15 protein-coding genes are annotated in these 17,206 nt (G+C 45.5%); 14 read left to right on the forward strand and 1 reads right to left on the reverse strand.

All coding sequences use genetic code 11. The annotated features are described in order from the left end of the window. Positions 1-100: 100 nt before the first annotated feature. From LKD42_RS06780 to LKD42_RS06840, 13 genes are all read left to right on the forward strand, one after another. Entirely contained in the window at positions 101-1,372 is a 1,272-nt protein-coding gene (locus tag LKD42_RS06780; RefSeq protein WP_248835210.1) for a DUF5711 family protein, read from the forward strand. A 13-nt stretch (positions 1,373-1,385) separates the two neighbouring features. Next, the gene (locus tag LKD42_RS06785) at positions 1,386-2,108 is read left to right on the forward strand and encodes a CvpA family protein (RefSeq protein WP_248835211.1); all 723 of its coding nucleotides are present in this window, start codon (positions 1,386-1,388) and stop codon (positions 2,106-2,108) included. Positions 2,109-2,318: 210 nt separating this feature from the next. Then, positions 2,319-3,689, forward strand: coding sequence for a cell wall hydrolase (locus tag LKD42_RS06790; RefSeq protein WP_248835212.1), 1,371 nt, complete (start codon positions 2,319-2,321; stop codon positions 3,687-3,689). A 197-nt stretch (positions 3,690-3,886) separates the two neighbouring features. Continuing rightward, on the forward strand, positions 3,887-4,441 hold the full coding sequence (locus tag LKD42_RS06795; RefSeq protein ID WP_248835213.1) for a TetR/AcrR family transcriptional regulator: 555 nt from the start codon (positions 3,887-3,889) through the stop codon (positions 4,439-4,441). A gap of 105 nt (positions 4,442-4,546) precedes the next feature. Next, entirely contained in the window at positions 4,547-4,969 is a 423-nt protein-coding gene (locus LKD42_RS06800; protein ID WP_022118926.1) for a hypothetical protein, read from the forward strand. 73 nt (positions 4,970-5,042) lie between these two features. Beyond that, entirely contained in the window at positions 5,043-7,139 is a 2,097-nt protein-coding gene (locus LKD42_RS06805; protein ID WP_248835214.1) for an efflux RND transporter permease subunit, read from the forward strand. Positions 7,140-7,398: 259 nt separating this feature from the next. Then, positions 7,399-8,382, forward strand: a complete 984-nt coding sequence (locus LKD42_RS06810) for an ABC transporter substrate-binding protein (protein WP_248835215.1) — start codon at positions 7,399-7,401, stop codon at positions 8,380-8,382. A 35-nt stretch (positions 8,383-8,417) separates the two neighbouring features. Further along, positions 8,418-9,185, forward strand: a complete 768-nt coding sequence (locus LKD42_RS06815; protein WP_248835216.1) for an ABC transporter permease — start codon at positions 8,418-8,420, stop codon at positions 9,183-9,185. Next, positions 9,167-9,961, forward strand: a complete 795-nt coding sequence (locus LKD42_RS06820) for an ABC transporter ATP-binding protein (RefSeq protein ID WP_248835217.1) — start codon at positions 9,167-9,169, stop codon at positions 9,959-9,961. The genes LKD42_RS06815 and LKD42_RS06820 overlap by 19 nt, the downstream gene beginning before the upstream one ends. Before the next feature lie 13 nt (positions 9,962-9,974). Next, complete coding sequence (locus tag LKD42_RS06825; protein ID WP_248835218.1) at positions 9,975-11,567, forward strand: MBOAT family O-acyltransferase; 1,593 nt, start codon at positions 9,975-9,977, stop codon at positions 11,565-11,567. Between the two features lie 15 nt (positions 11,568-11,582). After that, positions 11,583-12,677: a metal ABC transporter substrate-binding protein gene (locus LKD42_RS06830; protein ID WP_248835219.1), complete on the forward strand. Its 1,095-nt coding sequence runs from the start codon at positions 11,583-11,585 to the stop codon at positions 12,675-12,677. 24 nt (positions 12,678-12,701) lie between these two features. Next, positions 12,702-14,273: a class I adenylate-forming enzyme family protein gene (locus LKD42_RS06835; protein WP_173899299.1), complete on the forward strand. Its 1,572-nt coding sequence runs from the start codon at positions 12,702-12,704 to the stop codon at positions 14,271-14,273. Between the two features lie 53 nt (positions 14,274-14,326). After that, complete coding sequence (locus LKD42_RS06840) at positions 14,327-14,554, forward strand: phosphopantetheine-binding protein (RefSeq protein ID WP_022118934.1); 228 nt, start codon at positions 14,327-14,329, stop codon at positions 14,552-14,554. Between the two features lie 17 nt (positions 14,555-14,571). Here the strand turns inward: LKD42_RS06840 and LKD42_RS06845 are convergent, their stop codons facing one another. After that, positions 14,572-15,951, reverse strand: a complete 1,380-nt coding sequence (locus LKD42_RS06845) for an aldehyde dehydrogenase (RefSeq protein ID WP_248835220.1) — start codon at positions 15,949-15,951, stop codon at positions 14,572-14,574. A 379-nt stretch (positions 15,952-16,330) separates the two neighbouring features. Here LKD42_RS06845 and LKD42_RS06850 point away from each other — a divergent pair, with 379 nt between their 5' ends. After that, positions 16,331-16,993, forward strand: coding sequence for a GDSL-type esterase/lipase family protein (locus tag LKD42_RS06850; RefSeq protein ID WP_248835221.1), 663 nt, complete (start codon positions 16,331-16,333; stop codon positions 16,991-16,993). The last annotated feature ends 213 nt before the right edge of the window (positions 16,994-17,206 follow it).

A 17,206-nucleotide genomic window follows, 5' to 3' on the forward strand; every position in this document is an offset into this window, starting at 1 on the left:
GCCTTTTAAACTATAATAACAACATTGCAGGGTACTTAAGAAGAACTTTTGCAGAGCATCAGGAAAATTTCAGAATTGGCACAGTAAGGACGAAATGAGGATGAAAATAAAATTAAAAGAATTATTCAGAAAAAAAGAGGATGATCTGGATTTGAATCTGGACGAAGAGCTCAACGATCCGGATATCCGCATCGAGACATATGAGATGACGGAAGATCCACAGGCAAAAGAAGAACTGTGGGATAAGATTAAAAAACATCAGAAGTTTGTACATAACCGCAATGCGATCACCATGGGACTTCTGTTTATCCTGCTGTTCGGGCTTGGGACATTTTTATTCTTCCACACCGGAAGCACCTATCTTACCTCAGACCGCATTGAGAGAAATGACGTGAGCAGTACGCAGTATCTGGAGTTTGGAGATTATTTCCTGAAATACAGCTCCGACGGGGTAGCCTGTGTGGACAGCAAATCGAATATAAAATGGAGTACGACCTACAGTATGCAGGCACCGTTCGTGGATGTCTGCGGTACGACTGCTGTGATCGCAGATCAGCAGGGGATGCAGGTCTATGTATTTGATGAAGAGGGACTGAAAGGACAGTTCCAGACAAAACTGCCGATCCAGAAGGCAAGAGTGGCAACGCAGGGTGTTGTGGCGGTGATCCTAGCAGATGATGATGTGACCTGGGTCAATTTTTACGATGCATCCGGGACACTGATCGCCGAGAATCGCACGACGATCGACGATTTTGGTTATCCGCTGGATATGGCACTTTCTCCGGACGGGATCAAGATGGCAGTGTCCTATATGCGGGTCAATGGAAACAAAATCAGTACACATATTGCGTTTTATAACTTCGGAAGTGCAGGTCAGATGGAGCTGAACAATCAGGTCGGTGAGCTAAATGTGGACGACGTGCTGGCTCCGCAGATTTTTTTCTGTGACAACAGCACGGCAGTTGCCGTCCGCACCGACGGGTTTACGGTATTTTCCGGCAGCCAGTCTCCGAAAGAAAAGAAAACGGTGAAGTTTGATCAGGAGATCATCAGTACTTTCCATGACGGCAACCGCATCGGCTTTGTCTTTGACGGAGGCGACTCTGGACATAAATATCTGATGAAGGTCTACAATACCGGCGGTAAGAATACCATGCAGAAATATTTTGATCTGCAGTACAACAGTATTACCCTGCAGAAAGACAAAATCGTGCTGTTCAATGAAAAAGAATTTGCCATTTATAAGTTAAACGGTCAGAAAACATTCCAGGGAAAATACCGCAAGCCAATCCAGAATGTGCTGAGTATCCGTGGATTCCGCAAATATATGGTGATCACCGAGGACAGTGCAGATCTGATCCGGCTTGGATAGCAGAAAGGAAATTATGAATTTACTTACGATCATTATCTTACTGGTACTGCTGGTATTTGCGATCAATGGCTATATGAGAGGTTTTGCGAGGACGCTGACCTCTCTGCTTTTTTTCGTGTTTTCTGGTGTACTGGTCTATTATTCGACACCCTATGTCAATGATTTTCTGAAAACGCAGACACCCGTCTACTCATTTGTGGAGAGCAAATGCGAGACGCTGGTGAAAGATGCGATCATGGACAAATTGGATGAAGAAACACAGAAATTTGCACAGCAGAGCGATGTGCCGCGAAAAGATCAGAACAAGATCATCAAATCACTGCCGATCCCGAAAGAATTGCAGACGCAGCTTCTTGATAATAACAACAGTTACACGTATGCAAATATGGCGGTTCAGACCTTTTCGGAATATATTTCCACCTATCTGGCGGATATGATCCTGAACATGCTGACCTACTTTATTTCTTTTAACCTGGTAAGTATCGCCCTGCACGCCGTTGCACGGGCACTGCGGATCATGACAAGGCTGCCGATCCTGCGTGGCGTCAACCGGATGTGCGGAGGAGCACTCGGATTTGTAAAAGGGATCTGCATCGTCTGGCTGTTCTTTCTGGTAGTGGCGATCTGCTCCAACACAGAGATCGGAAGCCAGCTGCTTTCGATGATAAAAGAAAGTCCGATTCTCACCTTTCTTTATGAGAGCAATGTTTTTTTGCGTTATATCCTCAAACTTTAAAATTCAAGAATGCCTCTGCAATCCGCCGGAGGCTATCTTAGTGGGAGTGCAATCCTTTGCTTCTCATCACTTGACGAAGATAAAAAAAGGTTGACAAAATACTGTAACTGTTATATGATGCAAACGTAACAAAAATTAATACATTTGTAACAAATATAACAAAAATGCCAAAAAAGCGTGAAGTTATAGGAGTTCAGGAGGTTTTTTTACATGAAAGCAAGAATGAAAACGGTACTTTGCGGCAGTGCGACGGTATTTGCATTTACAGTATTATCTTCCACAGTTGTTTTTGCAGCACCGTCTACAGACAGTAATAATATAGAAGACAGCGTGTGGTCTTATCGTGCAGTGGCAGATGTAGATACACAGGTCAACATCCGTGCAAATGCATCCACCAAAAGTGAGATCGTCGGCTATCTTCCAAAGGGAGCATCTGCAGACCTGATCGAAAAGGGCGAGAAATGGTCACACATCATTTCAAACGGCGTGGAAGGATATATCAAGAATGATTATCTGGCATACGGAGAAGATGCAGAATATCTGGCAAATGTCTATGGTACACAGGGCGTCAAGGTCAACTGGGATGGTGTAAACCTGTTCTCTTCACCGGATGCAGCAGCAGACATTCTGGACAGTGCAGACAACGGAAGCGAGTATAGCCTGATTTCCGAGGATGGTGACTGGTATCAGGTACAGATGGATGACGTTACGGTTGCATACGTTCCGGCAGAGGATGCCGAAGAGACGATCATCACAGACCGTGCCGTTGCAATCTCAACTGCGGATGTCAACGTCAGTGATGCAGATGCCAATACAGACACAACGGACAGCGTGGCACAGGGCTATTACGATCCGAACGGCTGGGGCTGGAATGCAGCAGGCTATGGCACGGCAGATACAGACAGCACTTACAACGATGACAGCTATAGTACAGATGATACTTATACCGACAACAGCTACAGTGCAGATGGTGTTTATGATAATACTTCTGCGGACAGCATTTATGCAGACAACAGCTACAATGCAGATAGTACTTATACCGGTGATGCTTATAATACAGGCGATTCTTATACAGACGGTACTTATGCCGGTGAAACTTATGAGTCCGACAGTACATACGGCACAGACGGTTCTTATACCGACAACAGCTACAGCGAAGATACGACAGCAGATGCTTCCTATGATACCGCAGACGACACTTACGATTCTGCAGCGTCAACCGGAAGCGAAGAGACTGTTACCACAGCAGATTCCAGTGATCTGAACCTTCTGGCAGCGATCATCTACTGCGAGGCAGGCAACCAGAGCCGCGAAGGTAAAGTGGCAGTCGGTGCCGTTGTTCTCAACCGTGTGGCAAGTGCTTCCTTCCCGAACAGCATTTCCGAGGTTGTTTACCAGGCAGGACAGTTCACACCGGCGTACAGCGGAGCACTGGCAAGTGCACTGGCAAGCGGTGTACCGAGTGACTGCGTAGAAGCAGCTCAGGCAGCACTGAACGGAGAGAATCCGGTAGGAGGAGCACTGTACTTTAATACAGGATCCGGAACCGGAGTGAAGATCGGAGCACATCAGTTTTATTAGGAAGATGCGGAGATTTTCTGAATGTGCAAATGAACGAATTCCCCGAAGACACGTAAAAGTGTCTTCTTGGGGAATTTGTTCATTTTGCATATCGTTAGCCTCAGGAACAGTTTAGAATTAATTTACTTGACAGAAGAAAAAATGTACGGTAGCATAAGCAACAAAGCGGTTTTTTGAGTGAAATAGGAGTAGGTAAAATGGCTATTGATATGAAAAAAACAATTGCAGAAGCTGCCGGCAACCTTCTGTTTGAGAAAAAAGTAAAGAAACTGACGGTAAAGGATATTGTGGAGGAATGTCACATCACAAGACAGGCATTTTACTATCATTTTGAGGATATTCCGGATCTGATCCAGTGGGTTCTGTACCAGGAGATGGAGATTGTCCTGGAAGAGTGCATTGCAAAGAAGGATCTTGAGAAGGGGCTTCGCCATTTCTTTGAGATTGCGATCCAGCTTCAGCCTTATGCGATCCGCGGTATGCAGTCCAACTATGGTGACGAGATCGGACGTATGCTGGAGCAGGTTTTTTATGATCTGTTTGAGAAAGTGACGGAGATGCAGCACTGGTACGAGGGTTATTCAGACAAAGACCGGGAGTTTATCCTGCATTACCACTGTCAGGCAGTTATGGGACTGCTCCGCGAGTGGACGAAGCAGGACACCGAAAACATCAGTTATATAGTACATCAGATTTATCTTCTGTTAATGGGCAAAGCAGTCCTTGTTTCAGATGAGAATAACGATTTATAAAATATCCGCAGTGTAAAGTTCTTTTACACTGCGGATATTTTGTCTATATCAGCGAAGCAGATTTTTGCTAAAATGGTGTGAGAAAGAAAGGAAAGGGGTGTGCGTATGACACATGATATACTTTCTGTAAAGCTATATGAGCTGGATAAGGCGATCGGACAGATGCACAGCCGCATTGAGCAGGGCGAGATGGACTGTCCGGAACAGGTAGAAAAAGATATCCAGGAACTCCGCAGAGAATGCAGAGAAAACCGTGAAATGCTCCACAATAAAATGAAGTACAGCAAGGCGAAACTGGTAGGACGGATAGCAGAAGCTTACGACAAAGTCGACCAGGTGATCCAGATTGCACAGGAGCAGCTTGGGATTAGTTTTACGGAGGAAACGACAAAAGAACTCTCAGCTGAGAATAAGATACTGCTGGCAGAGTACTTTCTGGACTTTGCGATGCAGGCATCAAATTATGCACTGCTGATGTCACTGGAGGCAATCCATGCACAGAATGATCAGCCGACACAGAATCCGTAAACGGGATGTCAGGGGAATAAAATCTTTGCTCCCCGGTATCATAAATATTAAGGAAAGATAGGAGATGACAACAATGGTCAAGACTGGAAAATGGATAGCAAAACACCGTATCCTGATTGTACTGATCGGAATTTTGCTTCTCATTCCATCTGTTATTGGAACCATAAAAACAAGAATCAACTATGATATCTTAAGTTACCTTCCGGAATCTCTGGAAACGGTAAAAGGTCAGGATGTTATGGTGGATGAATTCGGCACAGGTGCATTCTCGATGGTCGTCGTCGAGGATATGCCGCTTAAAGATGTGCAGAAACTGAAAAACAAGTTCGAAGAGATCGAACATGTCAAAAAGGTACTCTGGTATGATGACATCGCTGATATCAGCGTTCCGACAAGCATGGTGCCAAAAGATTTAAAGGATATCTTCTTTGCGGACGATTCCACAATGATGCTGGTACTTTTTGATAATACGACATCTTCAGACGAAGCGATGGAAGCAGTCACAAATATGCGTGCCATTGCAGATAAACAGTGTTTTATCAGTGGTATGTCCGGTGTCGTAACCGATATCAAGAATCTGTGTCTGCAGGAACTGCCGATCTACGTGGCGATCGCAGCACTGTTTTCTTTCATCGTGCTGGAGATTACCGGAACATCCTTTGTGGTGCCGATCCTGTTCCTGCTCTGTATCGGAATCTCGATCCTGTATAACATGGGAACGAATATTTTCCTGGGTGAGATTTCGTATCTGACACAGGCACTGGTAGCGATCCTTCAGCTTGGTGTTACGATGGACTACTCGATCTTCCTGCTGGACAGTTTCGAGGAGAATAAAAAACGATTCCCTGGCGACAAGAACAGAGCGATGGGTCATGCAATATCCAATACCTTCAAATCCATCGTATCCAGTTCCATCACAACGGTAGCCGGTTTCGCAGCCCTGTGTCTGATGACATTCGCACTTGGTAAAAACCTTGGTATCGTAATGGCAAAAGGTGTTATCATCGGTGTTATCTGCTGTGTAACCCTGCTTCCGGCGATCATCCTGATCTTTGATCCGCTGATCGAAAAGACAAAACATAAACCGCTGATCAAGAATACGAACAGACTGTCCGGTTTTATCATCAGGCATTATAAAATCTGGCTGGCCGTTTTCTGCATCGGACTGCTTCCGGCAGTATACGGAAACAACAACACCAAGATTTACTACAATATTGATAAATCGCTTCCGTCAACATTGGATTCAAATGTGGCAAACAAAAAACTGGAAGATACCTTCGACATGAGCACCATGCACATCATCATGATGGATAAAAACATTTCCAATGCAAACAAGACTACGCTGATGAAAGACATCGAAAAGGTGGACGGTGTGAAATGGGCATTTGGACTGAACAGCGTATTCGGTGCAAACGTGCCGGCTTCCATGATCCCGAAAGATGTCAAAGATATGCTGCAAAGTGATGAACAGGAACTGGTATTTGTCTGCTCAAAGTACAGCTCCGCAACAGACGAATCCAACAGTCAGATCGCAGCGATCAACGATCTTGTAAAGAAATACGATTCAAACGGTATGGTGATCGGTGAAGCTCCGTTGATGAAAGATCTGCAGGATGTAACGGACATCGACCTGGTAAATGTAAACGTTGCCTCCGTAGCAGCTATTTTTATCATCATTATGCTGGTATTCAAATCCATTTCCGTTCCGATCATTCTGGTTGCGGTTATTGAATTTGCCATCAACGTCAACATGGCAATCCCGTTTTTCCAGGGAATCGAACTTCCATTCGTTGCAAGTATCGTAGTCGGAACCATTCAGCTTGGTGCAACCGTAGACTATGCGATCCTTATGACGAGCCGTTACCAGAAGGAAAGAAGAAAAGGATTTGGCAAGAAAGAAGCCGTCATGAATGCACACAAAGCATGTGCACTGTCTATCATGACAAGTGGTTTCAGTTTCTTCGCAGCAACGTTCGGTGTGGCATGGTATTCCAAAGTTGATATGATCGGTGCAATCTGTACACTGTTATCAAGAGGTGCCCTGATCAGTATGGCATGCGTAATCTTCATCCTGCCGGCGATGTTCATTATCTTTGATAAGGTAATCTGCAAGACATCCATTGATTTCCTGGGTGAGAAAGCGAAGGCAAAGGCGGCAGCCAGAGCATAAAACAGAACATACAATCCTCCGGAGAGCGATTTCCGGGGGATTTTTTTGCCTTCCGATGCCGGTTTGTCCAGATTCCTGACCAGGAAGTTTATGAAAAAATGACGAAAACAGTGCTGTGTGTAATGAAAATGTCATAATTATATCACAATTATAGAATAAGCTGATGCAAAATGACCCGGATATGTTATAATAATGTCCGTGGCTTAAATTAAAAATGTACCAGGCAGCAGACCGGGTGCTCAAAAGAAAGGAAAAGACGATGAAAAAAAGGGTGAGGAAAATAACAGCAATGATTCTGGCGGCATCCATGGTTTTGGGGGTAAGCGGATGCGGAAAAAGTCAGAAAAGTACGCAGGATAGTGGGGACACAGCAAAAGTAAAGATTGCTTATCAGTACGGACTGGCTTATGCACCGCTGACCATCATGCAGGAACAGGGACTGATCGAGAAAAACTACGATGGAGATATCGAGGTTGAGTGGGTCAGCTTAAATTCCGGATCGGCGATCAATGAAGGGATGGCATCCGGGGATATTGATGTGGCATGTATGGGAATTGCACCGTTTATTTCCGGCGTCACAGCAGGCATTCCTTACAAAATGTACGGAACGATCGCAGCACAGCCACATGAACTGCTTACAAACGATGATTCGATCCATTCGTTAAAAGATATCACAGATGATAAAAAGATTTCCGTTGTAAACGTCGGAAGTATTCAGCATATTCTGCTGGCAATGCTCGCAAAGGAAGAGCTTGGAGATGCCCATGCACTGGACAACAATCTGGTGGCAATGTCCCATCCGGATGGCATGACTGCCCTGATGTCCGGAAGTGTAGCCTGCCAGCTCACAACCGCACCTTATATTTTCAAGGCAAAAGAACAGGATAATATCAAAGAAGCTGAGAGCCTGGATTCCGTATGGCCGGAAGGAAATGCCTTTATCGTTGGTCTGGTATCTGATGACCTGTATGAAAATCAGCCAGAAATCTATCAGGCAGTTGTAGACGCAACGCAGGAAGCGATGGATTACATCAACAACAACCAGGAAGAAGCAGCAAATATTCTCTGCCAAAAAGAAGATGTCACGGCAGAAACAATGCTGGGCTGGATGCAGGATCCGGGATGTGTCTATAATATGAAACTTCCGGGCGTCATGGATATGGCAAACTTTATGGCGGAGAATGATTTTGCAGACAAGGCACCGGAATCCTTTGAAGCAATCACAACAGAGTCGGCAAGATAAGATCTGTCGGAAAAGAAAGAATAAGGATGAGAACGATGAAAAATTTAAGAAATCAGATTGTTTTTATTGTTGCTGTTCTGGTGGTATGGCAGGTCGTCTATCAGATGGGTTCCTTTCCGGAACTGATGTTTCCGTCACTTGGAAAGATATTTCAGTCGCTGATCAAAGGATTTTCACGGGACGGTCTGGGAGCGATGACGCTTTATTCCTTAAGCCTGATCGCAAAAGGGCTGCTGATCGGAATCGTGCTGGCATTTATCCTCTCCGGACTGTCCATCGTCAGCAAGACGTTTTATTCCATTTACCATATGGTCGTTTCCCTGTGTGACCTGATACCTGGTGTGGCACTGCTGCCACTGGCAATCCTGTGGATGGGGATCGGGGAAGGGACGATCATCCTGATCGTGGTACATTCGATCATCTGGCCGATGTCCAGAAGCATTATGGACGGATTTCGGGCGGTGCCGCAGATCTACATAGAATCCGGGAAAAATATGGGACTTGGAAAACTCGGACTTGTGACCGGCATTTACATTCCGGCATCGTTCTCCTATATTCTTTCCGGTATCCGCACCGGATGGGCGAGAGCGTGGAGAGGTCTGATCAGTGCGGAAATGATCTTCGGAACGACCAGTTCCGGAGCCGGTATCGGATGGTTTATTTTCATGAAGCGTACCAATGTGGATATCGCCGGTGTTTTTGCGGCACTTCTGGTGATCATTGCGATCGGAATTGTAGTAGAATACGGAGTTTTCCACACCATAGAAAAAATGACACTTAAGAAATGGGGGATGAGCAGATGACACAGGAGCAGAAGGGGAAAACTCCCGTTTTGGATGTGCAGAACCTGACAAAAATCTATGACAATGGTGGAAAAGGGGACGGAAATGAAGTCCTCAAAAACGTAAACTTTACGATGAATGAGGGCGAATTTGTCTGCATCCTGGGACCGTCCGGATGTGGAAAGACTACGTTTCTTCGCTGCATCGGCGGTTTTGAAACCTTTGACGGAACGGTCAAAGTAAACGGAAAAGAGGTAACCGAGCCGGGGACGGATCGCATCATGGTTTTTCAGGACTTTAATCAGCTGCTTCCGTGGAAAACAGTAGAAAAAAATGTGCAGTACCCTCTGAAAATACAGGGTTTAAAAGATAAAACAAAATTGCGGGAGATTTCAGATGCGGCACTTGAGAAAGTCGATTTGCTTTCTTCAAGAACGCTCTATCCGCATCAGCTTTCCGGCGGTATGAAACAGAGAGTGGCGATCGCCAAAGCACTGGCACTCAAGCCGCAGATCATTCTGATGGATGAGCCGTTCGCCAGTCTGGATGCCATGACGCGAAATCATCTGCAGGAAGAGTTGATGAAGCTGCACCAGAAAGAAAAAGTAACCGTTATCTTTATCACGCACAATATCCAGGAGGCAGTCTGCCTGGGAACAAGGATCCTGGTCATGGCAAAGCAGGGCGGTATCAAGATGGATGTGCCAAATACGATTCCGAAACCAGTCACACCGGCATCGGAAGGCTATGGACAGATGTGGGATATGTTTAACAAAGCACTGCATCAGGAAGGTTAATAAGGGGAAAATCATGTCGTACACATCATCAACATATCTGCTCTTTCTTGTGGCAGTATTCTGTATTTATTATATCATAAGACCCCGGCACCGTATGTATGTGCTGCTTGTCGCAAATGTGATCTTCTATCTGGCAGCAGGCTTTGACCAGTTTCTGGTGCTGCTTCTGGCAACCGCAGTATCTTACGTTGTGGCATGCAAAATGGGGAAATTGCATGAAAAACTTGAAAAACAGAAACAGGAAGAAGGCCTTGACCGCAAACAGATCAAGCGGATAAAGGCAAACAACAAAAAACAGCGAAAACGGATCCTGATCTGGGGGCTGGTGCTCAATATCGGGATTCTGATCGTGTTCAAATACACGAACTTTTTACTGAAGACCGGTTATTCTATTCTCGATCTTTTCGGGATCGGACACGGAGATGACCTGTTTAAATTGATTATGCCGCTTGGCATTTCCTTTTTCACATTTCAAATTCTGTCCTATCTGATCGATGTTTACAAGGGGAAAGTAAAGGCACAGAAGAATTTTCTAAAATATCTGCTTTATATTTCTTTCTTCCCAAGTGTCGTTCAGGGACCGATCCCGCGTTATGCAGATCTTGGCACACAGCTGTACGAAGAGCATCGTTTTGAGTATGATAACCTCAGGGACGGAGCACTTCTGATCCTCTGGGGATTTGCAAAGAAGCTGATCCTTGCAGAACGTCTCGGTACGTTTGTAGATCAGATCTATGGAAATTATACGCAGTACACCGGTATGCTCTTTTTCTTTGTGGCGACGGCAGCTTTTTCCATCCAGATCTACGCTGATTTCTCGGGATGTATGGATATCGCGACCGGAACGGCAAGACTGTTTGGCATCCGTCTGGCACCGAACTTTTTGCGTCCGTATTTTTCAAAGACGATGCCGGAGTTCTGGAGACGCTGGCATGTGACGCTTGGAAACTGGTTTAAAGACTATGTATTCTATCCGATCTCAATCTCCAAATTTTCACTGGATTTAAATAAAAAGGCGAGAAAACGTTTCGGCAATGAATTTGGAAGAATCGTCTCCTCAGCGATCCCGATCCTGGCGGTCTGGCTCCTGACCGGAATCTGGCACGGACCGGACTGGAAATATGTGACCTGGGGACTGTTTCACGGTATCCTGATCATGCTGAGCATGATCTTCACACCATACAACGAAAAACTGGTGCAGAAATTACATATCAAAACAGAATGTTTCAGTTTCCGTCTTTTCCAGATGGGAAGAACCTTCCTGCTTTGCTGTCTCGGACGAGTTTTCTTCCGGGCAGATGACTTTGCAAGTGCGGTCGGCATCTTAAAGAGAGCCTGCACCGGCATCGGATGGTACCGCCTGGCAAACGGCAAAATTTATAACTATGGACTGAACCAGGCGAATATGACCGTTGTGATCGTTGCAATGCTGGTACTTCTGACCGTCAGTATCCTGCAGGAAAAGATGGATGTCCTGGAAGCACTGAAAAAACAGAATCTGGTCTTTCGCTGGGTACTGATCTATGCACTTCTGCTTGCGGTTGTTATCTTTGGCATGTACGGCCCTGGGTATGATCCTTCCGCATTTATCTATGAGAAGTTTTAAGGGGAGGCGTGGCAGATGAAGATAAAAAAGCAGATCAAATACATTTTCGGAACCGCTGTATTTCTTGCAATCGCAGCAGTTCTGCTGACGCTGACCACTTATGTGATGCGTCCGACGGACAAAGATTTTTTCAGGGCGAGAGTAGCTGGATTTTATGCAGAAGACAGAGACAGCCTGGATGTGGTAGGCTTTGGGAGCAGTGCACTTTACCGTTATCTGAACAGTCCGCTGCTCTGGAAACAGCAGGGCATCACATCCTACGGGATCGCCACGGCAGCCCAGCCGGTCTATGTGATACCGTCACTGATCGATGAAGTGGAAAAAACACAGTCACCGCAGCTGTATATTATAGAAACCAGACGTTTTACAGATACAGACAATGAAGTGATCAAAGAAAATCGTCTTCGCCAGATCGCAGATAATATGAAAGTTTCCTGGAACCGTTTTAAGATGGTCACAGAACTGACCGAAGGATTTGAAGATCGGCTCAGCTATGGTTTTGACCTGATAAAATACCATGGAAACTGGGAAAATCTGACAGAAGAATCCTGGGAATATCTGTTTAATGCAAAAGAACATCCGCTGAAAGGATGGTCGGTCAACAGCCGTCATAAGATCCTAAGTTATCTGGATGTGAAAGACATTACCGGAGAAATACCGATCACAGAAAAATCCGAAAAAGAACTGCGGGAAATTATAGAAAAATGTAAAAAAGAAAATATTCAGGTACTTTTTGTGGCAACACCATGGCAGGTGACAGAGGAAGAACATCAGAAAGACAATTATATCAAACGCATTGTGGAAGAAGCAGGCTTCCGGTTCCTGGACGGCAATTACTATGCAGAAGAAATGGGGCTGGAATATAACGTGGATTTTTACAATCCAAAGCATACCAATGCGATCGGTGCAGCGAAATTTACCACATACCTGGGCAATTATATCAGGGAACATTATGATATTAAGACCGACCACAGCGAAGAGGTGGCGGCAAGCTGGGATAAGGCGGCCGAAAAAGAAGAAAAAGAATATGAGAAGGCAGCCGAAAAGATACTGAAAAAGGCAGTAAAAGCAATCAAAGCAGCAAAGGCTGATCAGACAGAGCAGTACTAGTACAGCCGAAGAAAAGATTGATTTATGAAGTTTAAAGCGAAAACAGAAAGATCAGATCAAAAGAAAGAAGGGGAGCATATGGTAAGATCCATCGTGGAAGCACTGGCAGAATATGCAAAAGTACAGCCGGACAAACTGTTTCTGGCAGATGGAAAAGTGGAACTGACTTATCTGGATGCCTGGAAATGTGTGTACGGTTATGCCGTGCATTTAAGAGAACTTGGCATCCGAAGAGGAGACCATGTCGTTGTGCGAAACTCACAAAATGCCCAGCTGGTGATCAGTCAACTGGCGATCCAGCTTGTCGGAGCAGTCTTTGTGCCGATTGAGAAGAATGCGGCAGATGACCGCATCGCAGAGATCATCGGGGCAGTGGAGGCAAAATTATATCTGGCAGCGAAGCAGGGTGAGTTTTCTTGCAAATGGGAAACAATAAAAGATGTATTATCGTATAAAATGGACGATGCCGCAGAAATGCGAATATCCGAAAGCGATGATGAAAATGGAGACAGTTTTCGCTTTCCTGAGCCTGAAGAAACCGCAGAAGTTCTCTTTACAACCGGAACAACCGGAAAATCCAAGGGCATTGAGCTTACTTATGAGAGTGTGATCGCCGTTTCTGAAAATGTGATTGGTTCCGTCGAAATGAAAAAAGACAGTGTCGAACTGATACCGGTACCCCTGAGCCATTCGCACGGACTTCGCCGCTATTATTCCAATATTTTAAATGGCGGCAGCGTGGTGATCATCGACGGCGTGATCTTTACAAAGAAATTTTTCGGAGCGATCGAAAAATATCATGTGACAGCGATAGACCTTGTACCGGCAGCACTGGCGGCACTGTTCAAGTTAAGCGGAGATAAACTCGGTGAATATGCAGACCAGCTCGATTATGTGCAGCTTGGTTCCGCACCGATCCCGAACCACGACAAGGAGCATCTGCGAGAGCTTCTTCCGAACACACGCCTCTATAATTTTTACGGAACAACAGAGTCCGGATGCTCTTGTATCCTGGATTTCAATGCAATGCCGGATAAGAAAAACTGCATCGGAAAACCGTCCTGCCATGCAGAATTTGTCTTTTTTGATGAGCAGGGCAATGCAATCGATGCGACCGAAGAGACACCGGGCTTTCTCGCCTGCCGCGGAACTATGAATATGAAGGGTTATTATCATGAACCGCAGCTCAATCAGGAAATCATGCGTGATGACTATATCTGCACCAAAGATCTTGCTTATGTGGGCGAGGACGGACTGATCTATATGCTGGGCAGAAAAGATGATGTCATCATAACCGGCGGCAACAAAGTCGCTCCGGATGAGATTGAAGAGATCGCCGGGGGATTTGAAGGAATAGCCGACTGTGCCTGCATTCCGGTGCCACATCCGCTCCTTGGGGCAGAGCCAAAGCTCTTTGTGGAGATGGAAAACGGTGCCGCATTTGATGAGCAGGGCATTTATGAGTATCTGCAAGGCAAACTGGAGGCATATAAAGTGCCAAAACTCATCGAGCAGATCGACAAGATCCCGAGAACCTATAACGGAAAATTGCAGCGTAAAAAACTGATCGAAGCCGAGAAAGAAAAGACAGAGTAAAAACCGGACTGTTATATTAAAAAAATAATACAAAATCAAAGGAGACAAAAACCATGAACGAATTATTAGACATCTTAAAAGAAGCAATGCCGAAAGTAGACTGGGAAAACGGAGAAGACCTCGTAGATGACGGAGTGATCGACTCCATGGACGTTGTAACGATCATCTCAGAGATCACCGATGCGTATGATATCGAGATTCCATCCGAAGAAATGGAACCGGAAAACTTCAATTCCGCAAAGGCAATCTATGAAATGATCCAGAGACTGGAAGAAGAATAAAATTTATCTGTTCTTATCTATCCAAGCACTTTTTTCAAAAGCCACTTTTTGACCGGACGATAAGGCTGATACCGCACCGGAAGATCGATCCATGTTTTTTTATCGACGATGCTTTTGGTGTGGGAGAAGGTTTCAAACCCGTCTTTTCCGTGGTAGCTTCCCATGCCGCTTTCGCCGCAGCCGCCAAATCCCATGTACGGGGTGGCGAGGTGGATGATGGTATCGTTGACACAGCCGCCGCCAAACTGACATTTTGCGGTCACTTTCTCTATATTTTCTTTCTTTTTACTGAAAAGATAGAGGGCGAGCGGACATTCCATGGAATTGATCCTGGCGATTGCTTCATCCAGTGTGCAGTAAGTGATGACCGGCAGGAGCGGTCCGAAGATCTCTTCCTGCATGATAGCATCTTCAAAGGTCACGTGGTCAAGAAGGGTCGGAGCGATCTGGAGAGTATCCGGATTGACATTTCCGCCAAAGATTACTTTTTCAGGATTGAGCAGTCTTCGGATGCGTTCAAAATGTTTTTGGTTTATGATCTTTCCGTAGGAAGGATTTTTCAGAGGCTCACTGCCGAACTGTTTCGTGATCTGACGTTTCAGTTCGCAGATCAGAGCCTCTTTTCTTTTTTCATCACAGTAAATATAATCTGGGGCAACGCAGGTCTGTCCGCAGTTTAAAAATTTCCCGAATACGATGCGTCTGGCGGCGAGTGCAAGATCGGCACTTTCATCGACCAGACACGGGCTTTTGCCGCCAAGTTCCAGTGTTACAGGAGTCAGGTGCGAAGAAGCCTGCCGCATCACTTCCCTTCCGACCGTTTTGCTTCCGGTGAAAAAGATATAGTCAAAATGCTGCTCAAGCAGGGCAGTATTTTCAGAGCGTCCTCCGGTGATCACTGTCAGGTATTTTGCCGGAAAATAGCGATGGATCAGTTTTGCAAGCAGATCGCTGCAGGCAGGAGAGTAGGCACTTGGCTTTAAGATCACCGTATTTCCGGCTGCAATGGCATCAATAAGCGGATCAAGAGTCAGCAGGATCGGATAATTCCAGGGACTTATGATCAGTGTGACGCCGTAAGGAGAAGGTTTTCGGTAGCTTCTGGAGCAGAACTGTGCCAGCGGTGTTCTGACATCCTGCTCTTTTGCAAATGAGCGGATATGGCGGAGCATATAGTGGATCTCATCCAGAACAAGACCCGTCTCGCACATATAACTTTCAAAAGAACTCTTTTTCAGATCGAGCAGAAGAGCTGCCTCGATCTCTTTTTCGTGGCGGCGGATCATATGCTGCAGCCGTTTCAGTGCGGCGATGCGAAAAGAGACATCCAGTGTCGTTCCGGTGTGAAAAAACGCACGCTGGCGGTCGATGATTTTTTTCATTTCTGTGTTTTCCATAATGAATCCCTTCTATATGATAATAACAGTCAAATATTAGCAGTCAGAGGATGCCTGCGAATTTATCGATAGTTCACGGATGCCTGCGAATTGCTTTGTAACAGAGTAACTTTTGCAATCTACGATCCGCTTCGGTCGGCACTAAACGATGGTCTATGGCATCAGGTACTCTGACCATAGCATGTTTTTTAATTCTGTGCAAGCCTGTACTTGACAAATGGAAAAGAATAATATATAGTAAACATATCAAATTAATAGGAATATAAAACGAAGCAAAAAGCGAAAATAAGAAATAGGTCAAAAAGAAATAAACAAACGAAAAAAAGCAAAGCAAAACAGCAAAACAGCAAAACAGCAAAACAGAAAGAAGGATATGGATATGAGACAGATTTTATGCTTTGGTGATTCAAACACGTACGGATTGATCCCCGGAACAGCGAACCGTTACAGCTGGGGAACGAGGTGGACCAGTATTTTAGATGAAAAGATGCAGTTTTACGGCTATCGGGTCGCAGAGGAAGGACTGTGCGGCAGAACGACTATGTTTGCAGATGCTTACCGTTCCGGAAGAAGTGGGATCGATATGCTGCCGGCCATCCTGGAGACGCACCGCCCGCTGGAACTGGTGGTTCTTATGCTCGGGACAAACGACTGCAAAGCGGCTTATGAGACGACACCGGAGAAGATCGGCGTGGGCATTGAGCGTCTTCTGGATCAGATCTGGAGGGAAAGAGAGGATCTTCCGGTGCTTTTGATCTCACCGATCCATCTTGGAGCAGATGTGGAGAAATACGACCGGGAATTTGACCGCCGTTCCGTAGAAGTGTCAAAAGGTCTGAAAAGAGTCTATGAACAGATCGCAAAAACAAGAGGCATTGCATTTCTGGCGGCATCGGATGTGGCACTGCCGGGGGAAAAGGATCAGGAGCATATGACAAGAGAAGGACATGCAGCACTGGCAGAGGCAGTTTTTGAAAAAGTGAGGGAAATTCTGCTGGAGAAAGAAGATTCCAGGCTGATCGGCCATGTTTTTTGTGCATAAGTATTGACAGATTGAGAATCGGGTGTTATAGTTCTGATAGAACAAAAATATCCGATCATATGATGTGGGTGTCAAAAGTCCCTAACTATGATGCCTACGGATTGTTCCGTGCGTTGCACTCCCACAATCCTCTCCGGTATTCGCATATCGTGGGATTATCATCCCACTTTTATGTCTACGCTCCGCTTCGGTCGGAGCAAAACGAACATCCAC

This window comes from Hominisplanchenecus faecis (assembly GCF_020687205.1).
In the GTDB taxonomy this organism is placed as follows: Bacteria; Bacillota; Clostridia; order Lachnospirales; family Lachnospiraceae; genus Hominisplanchenecus; species Hominisplanchenecus faecis.

Excerpts from the sequence above, each read along its gene's own strand:
- LKD42_RS06805 (WP_248835214.1), top strand. The coding sequence starts at position 5,043 with ATGGTCAAGACTGGAAAATGGATAGCAAAACACCGTATCCTGATTGTA.
- LKD42_RS06785 (WP_248835211.1), top strand. The coding sequence starts at position 1,386 with ATGAATTTACTTACGATCATTATCTTACTGGTACTGCTGGTATTTGCG.
- LKD42_RS06840 (WP_022118934.1), top strand. The coding sequence starts at position 14,327 with ATGAACGAATTATTAGACATCTTAAAAGAAGCAATGCCGAAAGTAGAC.
- LKD42_RS06850 (WP_248835221.1), top strand. The coding sequence starts at position 16,331 with ATGAGACAGATTTTATGCTTTGGTGATTCAAACACGTACGGATTGATC.
- LKD42_RS06845 (WP_248835220.1), bottom strand. The coding sequence starts at position 15,951 with ATGGAAAACACAGAAATGAAAAAAATCATCGACCGCCAGCGTGCGTTT.
- LKD42_RS06835 (WP_173899299.1), top strand. The coding sequence starts at position 12,702 with ATGAAGTTTAAAGCGAAAACAGAAAGATCAGATCAAAAGAAAGAAGGG.
- LKD42_RS06800 (WP_022118926.1), top strand. The coding sequence starts at position 4,547 with ATGACACATGATATACTTTCTGTAAAGCTATATGAGCTGGATAAGGCG.
- LKD42_RS06825 (WP_248835218.1), top strand. The coding sequence starts at position 9,975 with ATGTCGTACACATCATCAACATATCTGCTCTTTCTTGTGGCAGTATTC.
- LKD42_RS06815 (WP_248835216.1), top strand. The coding sequence starts at position 8,418 with ATGAAAAATTTAAGAAATCAGATTGTTTTTATTGTTGCTGTTCTGGTG.
- LKD42_RS06830 (WP_248835219.1), top strand. The coding sequence starts at position 11,583 with ATGAAGATAAAAAAGCAGATCAAATACATTTTCGGAACCGCTGTATTT.
- LKD42_RS06790 (WP_248835212.1), top strand. The coding sequence starts at position 2,319 with ATGAAAGCAAGAATGAAAACGGTACTTTGCGGCAGTGCGACGGTATTT.
- LKD42_RS06820 (WP_248835217.1), top strand. The coding sequence starts at position 9,167 with ATGGGGGATGAGCAGATGACACAGGAGCAGAAGGGGAAAACTCCCGTT.
- LKD42_RS06780 (WP_248835210.1), top strand. The coding sequence starts at position 101 with ATGAAAATAAAATTAAAAGAATTATTCAGAAAAAAAGAGGATGATCTG.
- LKD42_RS06795 (WP_248835213.1), top strand. The coding sequence starts at position 3,887 with ATGGCTATTGATATGAAAAAAACAATTGCAGAAGCTGCCGGCAACCTT.
- LKD42_RS06810 (WP_248835215.1), top strand. The coding sequence starts at position 7,399 with ATGAAAAAAAGGGTGAGGAAAATAACAGCAATGATTCTGGCGGCATCC.